The organism is Agromyces mediolanus, assembly GCF_023715325.1.
Lineage (GTDB): Bacteria > Actinomycetota > Actinomycetes > Actinomycetales > Microbacteriaceae > Agromyces > Agromyces mediolanus_A.
The window spans coordinates 34,499-50,634 of sequence record NZ_JAMBNX010000004.1; the positions used below are offsets into that span (position 1 = coordinate 34,499).

At 72.3% G+C, this 16,136-nt stretch carries 16 protein-coding genes; 5 read left to right on the forward strand and 11 right to left on the reverse strand.

The window, feature by feature from the left end; translation table 11 throughout:
* Positions 1–17: 17 nt before the first annotated feature.
* From M3147_RS08305 to M3147_RS08340, 8 genes are read right to left on the reverse strand one after another with little or no spacing between them, the layout of a single operon-like run.
* The gene (locus tag M3147_RS08305) at positions 18–698 is read right to left on the reverse strand and encodes a polysaccharide deacetylase family protein (RefSeq protein ID WP_251203002.1); all 681 of its coding nucleotides are present in this window, start codon (positions 696–698) and stop codon (positions 18–20) included.
* Positions 695–1,072: a hypothetical protein gene (locus M3147_RS08310; RefSeq protein WP_251203003.1), complete on the reverse strand. Its 378-nt coding sequence runs from the start codon at positions 1,070–1,072 to the stop codon at positions 695–697. Before M3147_RS08310 ends, M3147_RS08305 begins: the two co-directional genes overlap by 4 nt.
* Positions 1,073–1,080: 8 nt before the next feature.
* Complete coding sequence (locus M3147_RS08315) at positions 1,081–1,920, reverse strand: class II fructose-bisphosphate aldolase (RefSeq protein ID WP_251203004.1); 840 nt, start codon at positions 1,918–1,920, stop codon at positions 1,081–1,083.
* Positions 1,914–2,693 (reverse strand): DeoR/GlpR family DNA-binding transcription regulator, encoded by a 780-nt coding sequence (locus tag M3147_RS08320; protein WP_251203005.1) that lies wholly within the window; start codon positions 2,691–2,693, stop codon positions 1,914–1,916. The genes M3147_RS08315 and M3147_RS08320 overlap by 7 nt, the downstream gene beginning before the upstream one ends.
* Complete coding sequence (locus tag M3147_RS08325) at positions 2,677–3,684, reverse strand: D-2-hydroxyacid dehydrogenase (protein ID WP_251203006.1); 1,008 nt, start codon at positions 3,682–3,684, stop codon at positions 2,677–2,679. The genes M3147_RS08320 and M3147_RS08325 overlap by 17 nt, the downstream gene beginning before the upstream one ends.
* Positions 3,681–4,589, reverse strand: coding sequence for a carbohydrate ABC transporter permease (locus M3147_RS08330; RefSeq protein WP_251203007.1), 909 nt, complete (start codon positions 4,587–4,589; stop codon positions 3,681–3,683). Before M3147_RS08330 ends, M3147_RS08325 begins: the two co-directional genes overlap by 4 nt.
* Before the next feature lie 9 nt (positions 4,590–4,598).
* Positions 4,599–5,540 (reverse strand): carbohydrate ABC transporter permease, encoded by a 942-nt coding sequence (locus M3147_RS08335; protein ID WP_251203008.1) that lies wholly within the window; start codon positions 5,538–5,540, stop codon positions 4,599–4,601.
* Positions 5,540–6,838 carry an ABC transporter substrate-binding protein gene (locus M3147_RS08340; RefSeq protein WP_251203009.1) on the reverse strand — a complete coding sequence of 433 codons (1,299 nt, stop codon included), beginning with the start codon at positions 6,836–6,838 and terminating at the stop codon, positions 5,540–5,542. The genes M3147_RS08335 and M3147_RS08340 overlap by 1 nt, the downstream gene beginning before the upstream one ends.
* A 232-nt stretch (positions 6,839–7,070) precedes the next feature.
* On the opposite strand from M3147_RS08340, the gene M3147_RS08345 reads away from it, so the two are divergent.
* From M3147_RS08345 to M3147_RS08365, 5 genes are all read left to right on the forward strand, one after another.
* Positions 7,071–7,979 (forward strand): SIS domain-containing protein, encoded by a 909-nt coding sequence (locus M3147_RS08345; protein WP_251203010.1) that lies wholly within the window; start codon positions 7,071–7,073, stop codon positions 7,977–7,979.
* The gene (locus M3147_RS08350) at positions 7,979–8,326 is read left to right on the forward strand and encodes a hypothetical protein (RefSeq protein WP_251203011.1); all 348 of its coding nucleotides are present in this window, start codon (positions 7,979–7,981) and stop codon (positions 8,324–8,326) included. Before M3147_RS08345 ends, M3147_RS08350 begins: the two co-directional genes overlap by 1 nt.
* Positions 8,302–9,294, forward strand: coding sequence for a carbohydrate kinase family protein (locus tag M3147_RS08355; RefSeq protein ID WP_251203012.1), 993 nt, complete (start codon positions 8,302–8,304; stop codon positions 9,292–9,294). Before M3147_RS08350 ends, M3147_RS08355 begins: the two co-directional genes overlap by 25 nt.
* A gap of 62 nt (positions 9,295–9,356) precedes the next feature.
* On the forward strand, positions 9,357–10,199 hold the full coding sequence (locus M3147_RS08360; protein ID WP_251203013.1) for an alpha/beta fold hydrolase: 843 nt from the start codon (positions 9,357–9,359) through the stop codon (positions 10,197–10,199).
* Positions 10,196–10,630 carry a GbsR/MarR family transcriptional regulator gene (locus M3147_RS08365; RefSeq protein ID WP_251203014.1) on the forward strand — a complete coding sequence of 145 codons (435 nt, stop codon included), beginning with the start codon at positions 10,196–10,198 and terminating at the stop codon, positions 10,628–10,630. Before M3147_RS08360 ends, M3147_RS08365 begins: the two co-directional genes overlap by 4 nt.
* 37 nt (positions 10,631–10,667) lie before the next feature.
* On the opposite strand, the gene M3147_RS08370 is transcribed toward M3147_RS08365, so the two are convergent.
* The 3 genes from M3147_RS08370 to M3147_RS08380 form a co-directional block, all read right to left on the reverse strand.
* On the reverse strand, positions 10,668–11,891 hold the full coding sequence (locus tag M3147_RS08370; RefSeq protein ID WP_251203015.1) for a sensor histidine kinase: 1,224 nt from the start codon (positions 11,889–11,891) through the stop codon (positions 10,668–10,670).
* Positions 11,888–12,562, reverse strand: a complete 675-nt coding sequence (locus M3147_RS08375) for a response regulator (protein WP_251203016.1) — start codon at positions 12,560–12,562, stop codon at positions 11,888–11,890. Before M3147_RS08375 ends, M3147_RS08370 begins: the two co-directional genes overlap by 4 nt.
* 86 nt (positions 12,563–12,648) lie before the next feature.
* Positions 12,649–16,038, reverse strand: a complete 3,390-nt coding sequence (locus tag M3147_RS08380; protein WP_251203017.1) for a fibronectin type III domain-containing protein — start codon at positions 16,036–16,038, stop codon at positions 12,649–12,651.
* Positions 16,039–16,136 lie beyond the last annotated feature (98 nt).

Consider the following 16,136-nt stretch of genomic DNA (forward strand, 5'->3'; position numbering starts at 1 on the left):
GCCCGGCCCCTCGCACGCTAGTTGATGCGGTGGATCATCGTGTTGGCGAACTGGTAGCGGTAGCCGGCATCCCGCACCGCCTGATCGTGACGCGGGCTCTGCCCGTACGACGAGCCGTGCAGCCAGACGAACGCCGGTGCCTCCTGGCCGGTGACCGCCTCGAGCTGGCGCTTCGACTCGACCACCTCGCGCTCGAGGTCGGCGTCGGAGAAGACCCCGTCGAAGCCCTCGTGGTGCGCCGTGTGCGGGAACACGACGTGCCGCTTCGAGATCTCGGCCACCTCGTCCCAGTTCATCGCGATGCGGCCGCCCTTCGTGTCCTCCTCGACGAGCGAGATCCAGTGCGCCCGGGCGAACGCCTCCTGGTGCTCGGGCTCGCAATCCACGAAGGACGTGGCGATCGGGAACCAGCCGGTGAGGCCGAGCTCGTCGCAGAGCGGGGCGGCGACCGTCACCGAGTTCCGGTACCCCTCGTAGAACACGGGGATGACGCCCGGCTTGTCCTTGTGCCAGGTGCCGGTCTCGAAGAGCCGGTCGAGGTCGTCGAGGGTCACCGGCGCGTAGTCGCGGGCGAAGCCGGCGAGCTCCTTCGCCAGCTCGTCCCGGGCCCCGCGCGGCGTGGAGTGATAGTTCACGACGCGGATGAAGTGACCGCGCTGCAGTTGCTCGCGCTGCGCGTCGAACGAGGGCCGGGTCATGCGTGGGATCCTTCCGTGCCGGACGCGGGGTCCGAGATGGGCGCCGCACCGGGCGCGAAATGGGTGTACGCGAGCACCTGCATCGCGGTGATGACGGCGCCCTCGTCGTCGTTGCGCGCCCACGGCACGAGCTCGGCCGAGTAGCGCTCGAAGACCTCGGCGAAGGCGCGGCCCTCGGCGAGCTGAGCCGCGGTCGCGGCCTCCGGAATGGCGCCGCGCTCGTCGGCGAGGCCGAGCACCATCGGGATGCCCTCGCGCTCGAGCCGGCGGTCGTGGCAGGCGCGCATGAGGCCGAGGATGTCGCCGGCCGCGAGGAGCTCGGCCGCGCTCGGCTCGCCCTCGTGGGCGCTCGGCCCGGACACGGTTGCTGACATGGGTGGTCCTAACTCTGGGGATCGATCGGGGAGGAGATGACGGCGAGGAGGTGCGCGACGCGCTCGGCGATCGCCTCGCGGGCCGCGGCGAGCGCCGCCCGCGGGTCGGTGCTCGCGCCGAGCGTCGCACGCAGTGCGTCGGAGTAGGCGGCCGACAGCTGCGTGCCGACGTTGACCTTGCGGATGCCGGCCGCCACCGCCGAGCGGATGCCCGCATCGGCGACGCCGGAGGATCCGTGCAGCACGAGCGGCACGGGCACCGCCGCCGCGAGCCGGGCGATGAGCGCGTCGTCGGGGCGAGCCGTGCGGTCGGTCATCGCGTGCGAGGTGCCGACCGCGACCGCGAGGCCGTCGACGCCGGTCGCGGCGACGAAGGCGGCGGCCTCGGCGGGATCGGTGCGGACGCCCGGCGCGTGCGCCCCGTCCTTGCCGCCGATCTCGCCGAGCTCGGCCTCGATCCACAGCCCGGCGGCGCGACCGAACGCGGCCACCCGGGCGGTCTCGGCGACGTTCTGCTCGAACGGCAGCCGGGAGGCGTCGAACATGGCCGAGCCGAAACCGAGCTCGGCGGACTCGCGCACGAGCGCCTCGGACTCGCAGTGGTCGAGGTGCAGCGCGACCGGTACCGCGGCGCCCTCGGCGAGCCGGCGGCAGGCCGCCGCGATGGGTGCGAGGCCGCCATGGAAGCGCACGGCGTTGTGGCTCACCGAGAGCAGCACGGGCAGCCCGGCACGCTCGGCGCCGGCGACGATGCCCTCGGCGTACTCGAGGGTGATGACGTTGAAGGCCGCGATCGAGGGCAGGCTCGCGCCCAGCCCCGCGACCAGGCGGGAGGTCGGGGTCAGCATGTCTCGACGGTCACCCCGGCTTCGCGCAGACGCTCCAGCACCCCGGCATCCGCGCCGTCGTCGACGATGAGGCGCGAGATCCCGCTCGTCGGGACGAGCTTCGCCGGCCCCCGCTTCGCGAGCTTCGAGTGGTCGGCGAGCACCGTGAGCCGCACGGCGGAGGAGGCGAGCGAGCGGTCGGTCTGGGTCTCCGAGAGGTTCGTGCCCGTCACGCCCATCTCCGGGTCGACGCCGAACGCGCCGGTGAACGCCTGATCGATGCCGAACTCGTCGAGCCCCGAGATCGTGAGGTGCCCGAGCAGGCTCATCTCCTGCCGCCGCAGGAGCCCGCCGAGCACGATGATGTCGGTGTCGGGGAACTGGGCGAGGCGGCTGACCACGGTCAGGCTGTTCGTGAGCACCGTGAGCCCCGGCACCGAGCCGAGGAAGGGCAGCATGGCCTCGGTCGTGGTGCCGCCGGTGATGAGCACCGTCGAGTTCGGCTGCACGTGCGCGGCGGCGGCGCGGCCGATGCGCTTCTTCTCCTCGGCATAGGCGGTCTCACGGAGCGGCCGGAGCGGCTCGACGTCGTCCTCGACCTGCGCGGCGCCGCCGTGCACGCGCTCGATGAGCCCGCGATCCTGCAGCTCGTTCAGATCGCGCCGCACGGTCGAGGTGCTGACGCCGAGCAGCTTCGCCATCTCGTTGACGGAGCCCGCGCCGTAGGTGCGGATGTAGTTGAGCAGCTCGCGCTGTCGCTTCGGCCCGATCAAGGGCTCAGTACCCGGCTGCACGATCCACCTCATTCACCAGCGGCCGACGCTCGGCCAGTCGAGTCACGTTCTCGACCACGAGATCGAGCGTTTGTGCATGGTACAGCGGCGCGAGTCCCGCGACGTGCGGCGTGATCAGCGCGCCGGGTTCCGACCACCAGAGCGAGTCGGCGCCGAGCGGCTCCTCGTCGAAGACGTCGAGCGCCACCCCCGCGATGCGACCGGAGCGCAGCCCCGCGAGCAGCGCGGCCTCGTCGACGATGCCGCCGCGCGCGATGTTGACGACGTACGCCCCCTCGGGCAGCAGACCCAGTTCGCGCTCACCGATCAGCCCGCGGGTCTCCTCGGTGAGCGGCACCACGACGACGAGGAAGTCGCTCTGCGCGAGCACCTCGTCGAGCCGGTCGATCGGGAACAGCTCGGCCGGGTCGTCGGCGGCGGCACGGCGACCGGTGTCGAACTTCTCGCCGCCCTGCTGGCGGGTCCCCGAGCGGCTGACGCCGAGCACCCGCAGGCCGAGCACCTCCGCGAGCCGGGAGATCTCGCGACCGATCCGGCCGTAGCCGACGATGCCGACCGTCGCGCCGGCGAGCTGCCGCGGGGTCAGCGTCGCGAGGCGCTCCGCGTTCGACGGCCAGCTGCGCTCGGCGCGATGCCGTTCGATGCGAGGCATCCGGTGCGCGAGCTCGAGGATCGCCATCATCGCGTACTCGGCCATCGGCACCGGGGCGATGCCCCCGAGCGTCGCGATCGGTATGCCGCTCGCCCAGAGCGAGGTGCCGCGCACGTGGTCGACCCCCGAGGTGTCGAGCTGCACGCCGCGGAGCGCCGGCACCGCGGCGGCATCCGGGAACCAGTCGCCCGTGTGCAGCAGCTCGATGCGGCCGAGCGTCTCGGCCGGCACCTCGGCGCCGGACTCCGCCCGCACGATCTCGATCCCGGGCACACGGCGAGCGAGCTCGTCGAACCAGGCGTCGGGCAGCGGCAGCGTGCAGAGATAGCTGATGGTCACTTGATTCCACTCCTCGCGAAGCCCTGGACGAAGTATCGCTGGAAGAACACGAACAGCAGCACCATCGGCAGCACCGCGATGAGCGAGAGCGCCATGATCGCGTTGTAGTCCGGCGAGGTCTGGTTCTTCAGGTACAGCAGACCGATCGGCAGGGTGAACAGCTCGTTGTCCTTCAGCGCGATGAGCGGCCAGGCGAAGTCGTTCCAGCTGCCGAGCAGGGTGAGCAGCGTCAGCACCGCGATGAGCGGCTTGCAGAGCGGCAGCACCACCTGCACGAAGATGCGCAGCTGGCCGGCGCCGTCGATGCGGGCCGCCTCGATCACCTCGTCGGGGATGGAGAGGAAGAACTGCCTGGCGAGGAAGATGCCGAACGCGGCGGCCGCGCCGGGCAGGATGACGCCCCAGTACGTGCCGTAGATGCCGAGGCCGGAGACGAGCTTGAACTGCGCGACCATGATCGCCTGCACGGGGATCATCATCGTCGCGAGCCCGAGCAGGAAGACGCCGTTGCGGCCGCGGAAGCGGAGCCTGGCGAACGCGTAGCCGGCGAGCAGGTTCACGATGACCGTGAGCGCGGTGACGAAGCCGCCGATCACGACCGAGTTGCCGAACCAGTCGAGCACCGGCACCCGGTCGAACACCTTCGCGAAGTTCTCGAGCGTCAGCGTGCTCGGCCAGAGCCGGAGCCCCGGCTCGAAGACCTCGCCGCGCGGCGAGAAGGCCACGACGAGCATCCAGTACAGGGGGAAGATGACGATGAGCGCGACGAGGGCGACGAGGATCGTTCGCCAGACGATGCCCTTGCGCTCGCTCGAGTACCGGCGGCGGCGCTGCACGCGGGCGGCGCCGCGCGGGCCGAGCAGTTCGGCGTCGGCGATCTCGAGCACCGAGGTGGTCTGTGCCACGATGCGCTCCTATTCCACGAGGTCTCGGGTGCGGTTCGTCTTCCACTGGATGTAGGTGAAGACGAGGGTGATGAGCAGGATGACGATGCCGATCGCGGCGCCGTAGCCCTGCTCGCGGATCTGGAAGCCGTTCCGATACGCGTAGGTGACGAGCACCGAGGTCGAGTTGCCCGGGCCGCCTCCGGTCATCACGAAGATGAGGTCGAAGACCTGGAAGGAGGCGATGACGTTCATGATCAGCAGGAAGAAGGTGGAGGGGCCGACGAGCGGCACCGTCACCGAGCGGAACTGCTGCCACTTGCTCGCGCCGTCGATGCGCGCGGCCTCGTAGAGCTCCGGCGAGATCGACTGGAGCCCGGCCAGGTAGATGATCATGTTGAATCCGAGCCGCAGCCAGATCGCCGCGATGACGACGGAGATCATCGCCGGGGTGCCCTGCGACTGCCAGCCGATGGCGTCGAGTCCGAGCGTCTGCAGCACCTTGTTCACGAGGCCGTTGGACTCGTAGAAGAGGATGACCGCGATCATGCCCGATGCGACGCCCGAGATCACCATGGGCAGCACGATCAGGGTGCGGAAGAGTCCGCGAGCGGGGATGACCGAGTTCAGCAGCACGGCGAGGCCGAGGCCGCCGGCGAGCTCGATGGGTACGGTCGCGACCGTGAAGACGACGGTGTTCGCGAGGCTCTGCCAGAACACGGGGTCGGCGAGGAGCTTCGCGTAGTTGGCGGCGCCGACCCACTCGGGGTCGCCGAAGCCCTTCGTCTCCTGGAAGGAGAGGATGAGCGCCCAGACGATCGGGATGAAGAGGAAGAGCGACATCAGCACGAGGTTCGGCGCGACGAACCCCCAGCCGACGAGCGACTCCTTGAACCGGGCGGCGCGACGCGCCGCCCGCGGCCGGGGCGACGCGCTCGCGCGCTCCCGGCCGCGGGCGGTCAGAGCGGTCATTACTTCGCCGCCTCCTCGATCGCGGCCGAGAGGTTCGCGAGCGTGTCCGCCGTCGACTGGCCGCCGATGAAGGCCGCCTCGAGCTGGTCCTGCAGGGCGGTGTTGATGGCCGCCATCGCCGGGGAGGTGAGCTGCTTCACGTCGCTCGGCTCGATCGTCGCGGCCTGGTCGACGAAGACGGGCATCACGTCGGGGCGGATCTTGAACTGCACGGCGTCGCCCTCGAGGTCGAGGCGGGTCGGCAGCTCGTTGGTGTTCGCGCAGAACTCCGACATGGCGTCGGCCGAGACCATGAACTTCAGGAACTCGGCGGCGAGCTCGGGGTTCTTCGTGCCCTTCGTCGCGACGAGGGCGTTGCCGCCGAGGTCGGTCGCGCCGCGCTCGTCGCGGGGCATCGGGATGGCCGTCCAGTCGAACTTCGCGAGGCTGTCGATGTCGGGCACGAGGAAGGAGCCGACGAAGGCCATCGCCGCGGTGCCCTCGGTGAAGAGCGAGTCGGCGTAGACGGTGCCCTTGGTGGAGCTCGTCGGCGGCACCCACTGCTGGTCGAAGAAGCTCTTCGTGAAGTCGAGCGCCTTCGCCCCTTCCGGCGAGTCGATCGTCGCGGTGTCGCCGTCGAGGAAGGTGCCGTCGGCCTGGAAGAGCCAGCTCAGCCAGCGGGGCGCGCCGCCGAGCTGCCAGTTGTAGACGAAGGGGTACTTGTCGGCGGGCAGCGCCGAGCGGAGCTCTCCGGCGACCGCGGCGAACTCGTCCCAGGTCCAGGCGTCGTCCTGCGTCGTCGGCAGCGAGGCCGGGTCGATGCCGGCATCCGTCAGCATCTGAGTGTTGATGAGGAGGGCCGAGACGTCGGTCTGGTGCGGCACGCCGTAGGGCACGCCCTCGTAGGAGACGGCCTCCCACATCGCCGGGGTGAACTCGGCGACCTCGTCGTCGCTGAACGAGTCGCTGAGGTCGAGGAGCTGGTCCTGGCTGGAGTAGACGCCGAGGTTGCCGTAGTCGACCCGGAAGATGTCGGGCGCGTCGCCCGAGGCGAGCTGTGCGTCGATGTTCGAGAACATCTGGTCGTAGGGGACGACGTTCAGCTTCACGTCGGTGCCCTCGTGCTCGGCCTCGAACTGGGCGATGAGGTCCTTGAACGTGGTCTCCTCGGACTCGCTGCCCCAGGTCGTGAACGTCAGCGTCTGATCGCCGCCGTCACCTGAGCCGCCTCCGCCGAAGCCCGCGCACCCCGACAGCACCAGGGTGCTCGCGGCCACGAGGCCGACTGCGCCGAAGAGGCGCCCAGAGCTCTGTTTCACGCTTCGATCTCCTTCGTTGTGATCGGATGCCTCGTCGATGCGGCATCCCGGCACAGCTTCCATGCTGGGCCATCTGTGATCGGACGCGGCCTCGATGCTGCGCTGCGTCTCTCGGTCCTGGCAGTATTCAACAATAGTCTGAATTCGTCAATAGCTTTCATTCTTTGCTCATTTCTGATTGACTTTGCTCGAATTGCCGCAATCGGCGGCGACAAGTCAGGAAGCACGCGAGATGAACGAACCCATCGCCGAGCCGGCCGCGATCACCCGGGCGGAGCTCACGAGCCAGCCCGAGATGTGGGCCCGAGCCATCGAACTCGACCCGCAGCACCGGGCTCTCCTGCCCGGACCCGACGAGAAGGTCCTCATCGTCGGCTGCGGCACCTCGTACTACATCGGCGACGCCTACGCGTATCTGCGCAACGACGCGGGCCTGCCGCGCACCCGGGCCGCGATCCCCAGCGAACTGCCCTGGATCGAGGACGACGAGCACCTCGTCGTGATCTCCCGCTCCGGCACCACGGCCGACGTCGTCGAGTTCGTCGAGCGCTACCGCGACACCCACACGATCACCGCGATCATCGGCGACACCGACACGCCGCTCGGCCGCCTCTGCGCCGACCGCACCGTGCACCTCGGCTTCGCCGACGAGCAGTCGATCGTGCAGACCCGCTTCGCGACCACCGGACTCACCGCGCTGCGCGCCTCGATCGGCCTCGCCGGCGAGCAGCTCGTCGCCGACGGCCGCACCGCACTCGCCGCCGAGCTGCCCATGGCGCCGGCCGAGATCGAGCACATCGTCTTCCTCGGCCACCGCTGGAGCGTCGGCATCGCGCAGGAGGCCGCGCTCAAGATCCGTGAATCCGCCGGATTCTGGACCGAGGCGTACTCGATGTGGGAGTACCAGCACGGCCCGATCTCGTGCGCCGGACCCAACACCCTCGTCTGGTTCCTCGGCGAGGCCCCGGAGGTCATCGTCGACGATGTGCGCTCGACCGGCGCCACGAGCTACGTGAACGGGCTCGACCCGCAGGCGAACCTGCCGCTCGTGCACCGCCTGGCGGTCGAGCTCGCCACGCTGCGGGGCCGCAACCCCGACACGCCGCCGTTCCTCAACCGTTCGGTCCTGGTCACCGACTGATGCCCGTCGTCACCGTCGCGAGCCGCGAGCACCCGCGGTCGCGCGAGCTGCTCCTCGCCATCGCCGACGCGGTGGCCGGGGCGCTCGAGCTCGGCGCCGGCCAGGTGATCGCGCTCGCGATCCCGGCGCCGGTCACCGTCGCGAGCGGCGACGGCCCGACCGCGCCGGCCACCGGAGCGGGCGGCCCGACCGCAGGCTGGGCCGTCGTCACGGTGCACGGTTCCGACCGCGGCGAGGCGGCGACGACGCGCGCCTGCGACGCGGCCGTCCGGGCTGCCGCAGACTGGAGCCGGAACACGGGCATCGAGTTCGAAGGAGTGTGGTGCGAGTGGCAACGGCCGAGGTGACCGAAGGGCGACTGCTCGTCGTGGGCGAGCTGTGCGTCGACCTCATCATCGACGTCGACGGCGAACTGCGCTTCGGCCAGCACGAACAGCTCGTGCGCGCGACGACGCTCACCATGGGCAGCTCCTCGGCGATCACCGCGTGCGGCGCGGCCGCACTCGGCATCCCCACCGCCCTGCTGAGCGTGCGCGGCGACGACGCCTTCGGCCGCTTCCTCGACGAGGAGCTCGGCCGGCGCGGCGTGGCGACCGAGCACGTCCGGGTGGACGCGAGCCTGCCGACCGGCGCCTCGACGCACCTCACCCGGCCCGACGGCGACCGGGCGATCCTCACCTCGATGGGCTCGATCGGCACGGTCGCCGCCGAGGAGGTGACCGACGAGCTGCTCGCGGGCGTCGGGCACCTGCACGTCGGCAGCTACTTCCTGCAGCACGCCCTGCACCCGGGCGCGGCCGAGCTGTTCGCCCGCACCCGCGAGCTCGGCCTCTCGACGTCGGTGGACGGCAATTTCGACCCCGCCGAGGAGTGGGACTCCGGCATCCTCGCCCTTCTCGCCCACTGCGACGTGTACTTCGGCAACGCCGAGGAACTCTGCGGCATCACCGGCCTAAACGGCTTCGACGACGCCGTCGAAGCCGTGCTCGACGTCATGCCCGTGGGCGGGGTCGTCGTCGGCAAGCTCGGCGCCGAGGGCGCGGTCGCCGCCCGCCGCCGTGACGGCGCCACCGAGCGGATCGTCGCCTCGACCCCCAGCATCGACGGACCGCTCGTCGACACCGTCGGCGCAGGCGACACCCTCGCCGCCGGGTTCCTCGCCGCCCGGCTCGGCAGCCTCCCGCCGGAACGCGCCCTCGCGCTCGCAGTGGCCTGCGGCACCGCCTCGACGCGCGGCGCGGGCGGCGTCGGCGCCCAACCGGATCTCGCCGCGGCGAGCGCTCTCGCCGAGCGGGTGGCGGTCACCCGCCCCTAACCCCGACTTGCCCGACTTTCATGAAAGTCGGGCAAGTCGGGATGGTGGGTTATATTCAGAGAATGGTGAATATAACGGGATCGCTCGCCCGCCCCGGCGCCGAGCTCGGCTACGAACTCGCCGAGGGAGACCGCTCGGGCCGCACCCCCGTCGTACTCACCCACGGCGCCGGCATGGACCGCGGCATGTACGACGCCCAGTTCGCCGCGCTCACGGCGGCCGGGCACCGCACCGTGCGCTGGGACCTCCGCGGACACGGCGCGTCCCGGCTCGACGCCGGCACACGCTTCACCGCCGCCGACGCCCTCGCCGACCTCGCCGCGCTCATCGACGCGCTCGGGCTCGACCGCCCCGCGCTCGTCGGGCACTCGCTCGGCGGCAACCTCTCCCAGGCGTTCGTGCGCGCGCACCCCGAGCGCGCCGGTGGGCTCGTCGTGCTCGACTCCACCTGGAACGCGGGGCCGCTCTCCACCGGCGAGCGCTTCGCACTGCGGCTCGCGGCGCCGATGCTCGCGCTCGTCCCCGCCGGGCGGCTGCCCGGCCTGATGGCGCGGGCGTCGGCGGTCACGCCGGAGGCGATCGCCCGCACCGAGGCGATGTTCGCGCGGATGCCGAAGGCCGTGTTCCTCGACGTCTGGCGCGCGACCGTCTCGCTCGTCTCCCCCGAGCCCGGCTTCCGCAGCCCGGTGCCGCTCGCGCTCGTGCGCGGCGCCGAGGACCGCACGGGCAACATCGCCACGGCGATGCCCCGCTGGGCCGCGGCCGAGGGCGTCGCCGAGCACGTCGTGCCCGGCGCCGGGCACATCGTCACGCTCGACGCGCCCGACGCGGTGAGCGAGCTCCTGCTCGAGCTGCTGCGAGGATGGCACGGCCGGCCGCCGAGCGAGGAAGGGACCGCCGCATGACCGACGCCGAGGAGCAGCGTTTCATCGACGTGATGGGCGAAACGCTCGCCTCATGGCAGCTCGCCCGAGCGACCGGGCGGGTCTACGGCTACCTGCTGCTGCGCGCCGAACCATCGTCGTCGGAGCAGCTGCGCGACGCGCTCGGGCTCAGCGCCGGCGCGGTCAGCCAGGCCACTCGTGAGCTCGCGGCCTGGGGACTCGCCCGCACGATCCCGCAGCCGGGCAGCCGCCGGCTCCTCATCGAGGCCGCCGGGGGATTCGAGCAGCTCCTCGCGGCGAGCCAGGAGCGGTCCCGGGCGTTCATCCGTTCCCTCGAGGCGGCGGAGCCGCTCACCGACGACGCGCACGCGGCCGAACGCCTGCGCGCGGTCACCGGGCTCTTCACCGCCTACGTCGACGCCGGCGAACAGATGCTGCGCTCCCGTCGTTGACGCGGGCGCCGCGCCGACCCATCCGGCTCGCCCGCGGTCAGCGCGAGGGGGCCGCGCCGACCTCGACCTCGAGGCGGGCGCCGCCGAGGACGGAGGGGGCGAGCTCCACGCGTCCGCCGCGCAGGCCGAGTCGCTCGGAGGTGCGGGCGAGCCCGTTCCAGCGCGGCGAGTCGGGCAGGCCGATGCCGTCGTCCTCGACCGTCGCGCGCACTCGCGTCTCGCCGCCGCCGGCACCGCCGACGTCTCCCCCGCTGACGCCGACCGCCACCCGGATCGTCGTCGCGGCGCCGTGGCGGAGCGCGTTCGTGATGCCCTCCTCGACGCCGCGCACGACGGCGATGCGCTGGGCCACGGCGTCGTCACCGCGGTCGAGGGCGAGATCCGCCTCCGGGGCGACCTCGGCGGTGATGTCGATCTCCGCGGGCACGCGGCGCACGAGCGCCCGGATGGCGTGGTCGAGGCTGACGTCGACCCCGACGGGGTAGAGCAGGTTGCTGAGCTCGCGCACGTCGTGCTCCCGCATCCGCTCGAGGTCGCGGCGCACCCCGGCGAGCTGCTCGAGCGCGGCCTCGCTCCAGCCCTCCTCGACCCCCCGGCGCTGGATCGCGTCGATCGCCGCCTGACTCAGCACCAGGCGTCCCTGCAGGGTGCCGTGCAGGCCGTCGGCGACCTCGCGGCGCACCCGGATCTCCTCCGCGGCGAGCTCGGCGAGCGCCGTCGAGGCCCGCAGCCGGTGCTCGGCCTCGGCGCGCTCGTGCTCGCGCAGCCGGACGCGCGTACGCACCTGCGCGAGCGCCAGCCCGAGGGCGACCACGATGACCGCGGCGACCGAGAAGACCTCGACGAGGCTGACGTCGAGCTCGGGGGCGACGTAAATGCCGAGCAGCAGCTGCAGCCCGTGCCGGGCCAGGGCGACCGGGAGGGCGATCGCGAGCACTGCGCCGGCCGCGGCGACCGGCCGCCGCTCCTCGAGCCGCACGAACGCGGCGAGCAGCAGCGCGATCGCGACGGTCACGAGGTTCGTCATCAGCCGGTCGGGCAGCTGCGGGGCCTCGGCGATGAGCTCCGAGGTGGCGATCCGCTCCGGGCGGTAGATGAAGATGGTCTGCAGCGTCGAGCCGATCGCGAACGCCGTGAGCAGCACGCCCGCGGTGAACAGCAGCACCCGCCGGTCGTCGGCCCGGTCGCGCACCGCCAGCGCGCTGGTCGAGGCCGTCGGCGTCGAGGCCGTCGGCGGGGCGCTGCGGGCGCGCGGGCTCATGCCCCGGCCCCGCCCGGGGCGCCGTCGCGCACGAGGTGCAGGGCGGCGGCGACTCGGCTGTTGAGATCGCCGTCGTCGCGCACGCCGAGCGTCGAGTAGACGGCGTTCAGCAGGTTGTCGACGGAGTGGCTCGAGATGCCCATGTCGCGGGCGATGGCCGCGTTCGACAGCCCTTCGGCGAGCAGCCGCAGCGCGTGCAGCTGACGCGGGGTGAGCCCGGCGAGCGCGCTGCCGCGTCGCGGCCGGAGTCGCCCGAGCAGTTCGGGGTCGAGCATGCTCGCGCCCCTGGCGCTCACTCGAAGGGCGCGCAGCAGGGTCTCCCGGGAGGTGGACGAGACCTTGGAGAGATAGCTCCACCCGGCGCGCTCGCCGTCGGGCAGGGCGAGCAGCAGCTCCATCACGTCATGGCTGGAGAGCAGCACGACGCCGAGCCCGGGGCGGGCGCGCCGCAGCTCGCGACCGAGCTCGAAGCCGTTGCCGTCGGGCAGCTCGATGTCGAGCAGCATCACGTCGGCCTCGGCGTTCGCCGCGAGCGCCCGCGCCTCCGCGATGCCACCGGCGGCGGCGACGAGCTCGAAGCCGGGCTCCGCGCGCACGAGATCGCTCAGCAGGGAACGGAACAGCGCCTGATCCTCGACGAGGATGACTCGGATGGCTGGTTCGGCGCTCATGACTCGTCGCGAGTCTACCGGGGCCGGGCATGGCGATCGGGGCGGAGGATGCACCTCCGCCCCGATCGCCAAGACGGGTGGTCGGCTCAGAGCTGTGCGCGACCCTCGCCTCGGCGCCTTCGGGTGATGACGCTGATCCAGATGCCGGCGAGGAGGAGGAGGAGGGCGCCGCCGCCGGTGAGCGCGACGGACTCCATGGAGACGTCCCGGCCCGTGGTGGCGAGATCGTTCGCGGCCACGACGGTGATCCCGGTCACGACGCTGCGCACGCCGCCGTCCGGCGCGAGCCCGTTGATCTGCAGGGTCTCGGCCCCGATTCGCAGCCCCTTCGGCAGGGTCAGCGTCGCGGTGAACGATCCGTCGGCCTTCGCCGTCGTCTCGCCGAGCCCGAGCTCGGCGCCCAGCAGCCAGAAGTCGAGCACGCTGCCGCCCTGGAAGCCGGAGCCGCTGATCCGCAGCGAACCGCCCGCGGGCACCGCGAGAGCGCCGTTCACGAGGGCCACGGGCTTACCGTCGGGGCCGACCGCCTGCACGCGCACCTCGAAGCCGTCGCCCGAGATGACGAATTCGTCGCCGTCGGTGCTCGTCGAGACGGGCTCGTCGACGCCGCTCAGGGTCGAGGCCGCCGCGCCCGCGGCGAGCTTCGGCAGCGCACCGGACGAGCTGCGGATGGGCTGCCGCACCGGGGTGGCGGTCTGGACCGGGGATGCCTCGCCGGGACCGGCGTCGGTCACTGCGCGGACCGACACCGACTGGGGCACGCCGTTGCCGAGCCCCTCGATCACGATCGGGCTCGTCGTGCCCTTGGCGGGGATCCAGGTCTTGCCGCCGTCGATCGAGTACTCGTAGCCGCTGATCGGCGAGCCGCCGTCGTCCGCGGGCGGCGTGAACGCCACGGTGAGCGTGCGGTTGCCCGGGGTGATCGAGTCGACCGTCACGGCGTCGGCGGGGCGGCGGGGCGTGGCCGAGGCATCCGCCGCCGGTCCGCTGCCGGCCTCGTTCAGGGCCGAGACCCGGAACGCCACCGGGGTGCCGTTCGCGAGTCCCGTCACGGTGGTGCTCGTCGCGGTGCTGCCGGTGTCGGCGATGAGCGTGGTCCAGGTCTTGCCGCCGTCGGTGGACTGCTCGACGCGGTAGCCGGTGACGGGCGCGCCGCCCGTGTCGGCCGGCGTCGTCCAGCTGAGCGCGACGCGGGCGTCGTCGGGGGTCGCGACAAGCGGCGCGGGGGCGCCCGGCGTGGTGCGCGGCGTGGTCAGCGCCGTCTCGGCGTGCACGCCGGTGCCGGCGGCGTTGATCGCCGAGACCCGGAACGCGACCGGCTCGCCGTTGCGGAGGCCCGTGACGGTGTAGTTCGTCGCCGGGGTCGGCGCGAGCAGGGCGGTCGGGCGCAGGGCCTGGCCGCGCAGCAGGATCGGCAGCGGGGTGCCGGTGTCGGCGACGAGGGTGGCCCAGGTGCGGCCGCCGTCGATGGACTGCTCGATGCGATAGCCGGTGACCGGCGACCAGCCGTCGGCGACGGGCGCGGTCCAGCCGAGCTCGACCGTCGTGTCGCCGGGCGTCGCGGTGACGGGCGCGGGTGCCGCCGGCTTCGTGTAGGGCACGGCCTCGTTGCTGATCGTCGCCCACGGGCCCTGCCCGTTGGCGTTCAGGCCGGCGACGCGGAACACGTGCGGCGTGCCGGCGGTGAGGCCGAGCACGGTGGCGCTCGTGGCGGCCGATCCGGTGTCCTCGGTCGCGGTCGTCCACGACTCGCCGCCGTCGACCGACCACTCGACGACGTAGCCGGTGATCGCGGCACCGCCCTCCCAGGCCGGGGCGGTCCAGCTGACGACGGCGCGCTCGAACCCGGCGACGGCGCTCGTCGCGGTGCCCGCGCCGGGTCCGCTCGCCGCGACCTGCAACGAGACGGTGAGCGACTGGCGGGCGGTCTTGGCCGGGTGCGGGCCACCCGGCGAGCGGTCCTCGGCCGAGATCTCGAACTCGAACGACTCGCTGTCGTCGCGCTGGCGGGCGTCGGCGGCCGCGGCATCCGGCACGAAGGCGTACGCCCCGGTCACGCCGTCGAGGTAGAGGGTGCCGTAGGTGCCGGCCTTCCGCTGCGTGTAGGCGACCCCGTCGATCGTCGTGGTGACCTGCTCGCCGCCGACGATGGCGCTCGTGATCGGGCTGTCGGGGTCGGTCGCGTCGAGCGTGCCGGCGGTCGTCGGGTAGCTCTGCACGCCGTCCTGGTTGACGAGGGTGATCGGGGCGACCGGTCCGAAGGCCGGCGCGTCGTCGACCGCGGTGATCGCGATCGCGACGCTGCCGGCCGCGGAGACCTGGCCGTCGGCGTCGGCCGCGGTGATCGAGATCGTGCGGGTGGCCGCCGGGTCGTCGGAGGCGTTGTGGTACTGCAGCTTGTCGCTGATCGACGCGGCGACCGCGTCGGTGACCTTCGTGCCGAAGACGCGCACGTTGTCGATGAGCAGGGTCGCGCCCGCGGCCCGGCCGCAGGTCTTGTCCTGGGTGCCGCCGACGAAGACGAAGCGGTACTCGCCCGAGGCGGGGATCACCGTCTCCTTCGTGACGAAGGCGTTCACCTCGTTGCCGCCGGTGGCGTCGAGCACCGGGGTCTGCGCGCCGGTCGCGGTGTTCAGGATGTAGCCGTAGACGTGGAAGTCGTCCGAGCCCTGGAACGCGCGCCAGTCGAAGGAGATCTTGTCGTTCGCGGCGGCCTCGAAGGGGTTGCTGTAGACGGCCGGGCCGTGCACGACGTCGCAGCCCTCGGCCGTCTGCATGTCGCTCGTGAGCTCGAGGCTCGTGGCGCCGTGGCTCGCGTCGACGGTGCTGAGTCGCACGGTGTAGCTCGCCGTGACGGGTGCCGCGTCGTCGTCGAGCGGAGCGCTGGGCCCGCCCGAGAGGCCCGCGTACGTGCTCTGGTCGATGCTGCGGACGCCGGCGATGGTGGTGACGCCGAGGTCCACGCGGTCCTCGATGACGGTCCAGCCGCCGATGCTGTCGTCGTCCTCGAAGCTCGGGTTGTCGAAGGGGCTCGCGAACACGATGCGCAGCGCGCCGTTCGCGCCGGCGCGGTCGGATGCCACGGCGCCGATCAGGTCCGCGGCGGTGCCGTTGCCGAAATACACGCTCGTGCCGACGATGCTGACGACCCCGGCGGTCGTGTCGGCCGCCTCCGCGGTGAGCAGCGAAAGGGTCTCGTCGGCGGTGCCGCCGTCGACGGCGAAGTCGAGGTAGCCGCCGCCGTAGGCCGAGCCGCCGGCGAAACTGACCTGCTCGCCGACCGAGACGGGCGGGGCCTGCTCGACGTAGGCGACGGGTTCGCTGGGTCCCGTAACGCTCGGCGGCGCAGCGAACGCGGCCGTCGGCTGCGCGGCGAGCGCGAGCGAGGCGGCGACGCCGCAGGCGGCGAATCGGAGCAGGTGGCGGGAGCGCGACGGGCGCGCGGAGGGTGCGACGGCAGAAGCCTGCGAAGTCATGTAGGGACGCCTTCGGGTCTGGCACCCTGCCTCGGCGGCGCTCCGATCGGGCCGGAGCGTCTGGTGCGCGGACGCGCACAGGTGGCAGGACGCGATCA